Origin of the sequence: Actinomyces sp. S6-Spd3, assembly GCF_000758755.1 — a bacterium.
In the GTDB taxonomy this organism is placed as follows: Bacteria; Actinomycetota; Actinomycetes; order Actinomycetales; family Actinomycetaceae; genus Pauljensenia.
The window spans coordinates 1-2,030 of the sequence record NZ_JRMV01000267.1 but is presented as its reverse complement, the minus strand read 5'-3'; the positions used below and the strand labels follow the sequence as shown (position 1 = coordinate 2,030).

The 2,030-nt window shown below is 52.7% G+C and carries 2 protein-coding genes and 1 pseudogene; 1 reads left to right on the top strand and 2 read right to left on the bottom strand.

The features are described 5' to 3' along the window. Both HMPREF1627_RS10915 and HMPREF1627_RS02115 read right to left on the bottom strand, forming a co-directional pair. Positions 1 to 97: IS3 family transposase (locus HMPREF1627_RS10915; protein WP_158705808.1), on the bottom strand; the 97-nt coding region annotated here is incomplete at its 3' end. A 130-nt stretch (positions 98 to 227) separates the two neighbouring features. Continuing rightward, positions 228 to 1,577 (bottom strand): IS256 family transposase, encoded by a 1,350-nt coding sequence (locus tag HMPREF1627_RS02115; protein ID WP_034500768.1) that lies wholly within the window; start codon positions 1,575 to 1,577, stop codon positions 228 to 230. Positions 1,578 to 1,741: 164 nt separating this feature from the next. On the opposite strand from HMPREF1627_RS02115, the pseudogene HMPREF1627_RS02110 reads away from it, so the two are divergent. Further along, positions 1,742 to 2,030 (top strand): annotated as a pseudogene (locus tag HMPREF1627_RS02110) (hypothetical protein); the annotation flags it as partial.

The window sequence follows — 2,030 nt, the reverse complement described above, 5'->3', positions numbered from 1 at the left end:
CCAGTTTTCTAGATACGCAAATGCCTTGACGTTTCAAAGCTAGCCTGACGCGACGGTGACCATAGCGTGCGTGGGACTGGTCAAACACGGTCTTGATCTCACGTTTGAGCCCAGCGTGCTTATCAGGAGCATCAAGGCGAGCTTGGTGATAGTAAAACGTTGACCTGGCAAGGCCAGCAGCTTGGAGTAAATCGAGAGTGTCTGTTTGTTTGTGTGTGGGGCTTGGTTTATAGGTAGTTGGCGAATCGGCCTGGGTATGCCACTGCTAGTTGGTTGATAGCTTGTTTCCAGCCGTTGGCTTTGGCTCCTTCAATATAGCCGTTGCACTCAATATCGCGCTTGGCTTTCTTCGCGCGTTGGGCCGCGCGTTTATCTTCGATGTTGCAAATCATTAGCCACAGTGTTTTCAATGCTGCCGTATCGTTAGGGAATTGGCCCCGGTTGCGGGTGGCTTTACGTAGCTCGGCGTTGAGCGACTCGATCGAGTTGGTGGTGTAGAGGACCCGTCTTGCTGCTGGTGGGAACTGCAAAAACGGTATGAACCGCTCCCACGCATCACGCCAGACCTTGACTGACTGCGGGTACTTACAGCCCAGTTCACAGGCTTCGAAAGCATCGAGTGCGGCGCGAGCGGTTTCCTCATTCGGCGCGGTGTAGACCTTACGTAGCGCGCTAGAGACTGGTTTGCGGTCTTGGTAGGACACCCATCTGTTAGCAGCTCGGATCAAGTGGACAATACAGGTTTGCACCATCGAGCTTGGCCAAGTCGCCTCTACCGCTTCTGGCAGGCCTTTAAGACCATCACAGCAGACGATGAACACATCCTCCACACCCCGGTTAGCCAAATCAGCGCAGACAGAGGCCCAAAACGCGGCTCCTTCACTACCAGCAATCCATAGTCCTAGGATGTGTTTGATACCGTCCATATCCACGCCAACAGCCATGTAGCAAGCCTTGTTAACCACACGGTTGCCATCGCGTATCTTAACGCGCATCGCGTCAAGGAAGATCACCGGATAGAACTGCTCTAGCTGGCGGTTTTGCCAGACCAAGACCTCTTCTAAGACAGCATCAGTAATAGTGCTGATCGTGTCAGGGCTCATATCCACCCCCAGTGTGGTGGCCAAGTGGTGTTGGATATCTCGCAGTGTCATCCCGCCGGCATACAACGAGATAATCATGTCATCAAGCTCGCTAAGCCTGCGAGCGCCTTTAGGCACCATTTGCGGGCGAAACGTACCAGCACGATCCCTGGGCACGGTGATATCCACCGCGCCATAAGCACAACCAACAGTTTTGGTATACGACCCATTACGGTAGTTCGCCCCACTGGCAGAACCTATCTGGGCTTTGCCCCTCCGATCAGAATGCTCATAGCCCAAATGAGCATTCATCTCTGCCTGCAAACCAGCGTTAATCGAGGCCTGCAACAAGCCCTTGACCAAATCACTGGCATCATCGGTGGAAGTCGACAACTCGCCAATGAGCTTGGCGATTTCAGGGTTACTCATCAGCTTTGCGCTGATCTCGTTGACCTTGTCCTGGTCATAGTTATTCTTCGGTGACACCTTAGTCATTATCAGTGAAACTCCTTCACAATCAGAGCCTCACACACAAACTTCCTGACACCCTCCACGCTACTTGCCATTTTCGTGTAGATACGCGAGTAAACTTGCCGTATACCTACTAAAACTCACCCGTTCATGGTGTGATGGTAGGTAGTAGATTTTAGGAGGCCGCTTTGGAACACACACTGCCCAACTGGACACGAATTGAAGGCGTTATTATTGCCGAACACCTGGATCCGAAGGTGGTTGCCGACTTCATTACAAAAACCAAAGTGGTTGCGACAATCGACTGGTACGATCGCACGCCGAACTTGATGGGCCTAACGCTCGCGGAAGAAGGCGGACGCCTGGCCGCGGTGAACGATGCGAACGAAATCGCTCCGGTGGTTGAGATTGAAGATTTCGCGCTTGATCTTGCCAACGAGTTCAATGCGGAAGTGATGATCGATGAGGTCAGCGCGG

Excerpts from the sequence above, each read along its gene's own strand:
- HMPREF1627_RS02115 (WP_034500768.1), bottom strand. The coding sequence starts at position 1,577 with ATGACTAAGGTGTCACCGAAGAATAACTATGACCAGGACAAGGTCAAC.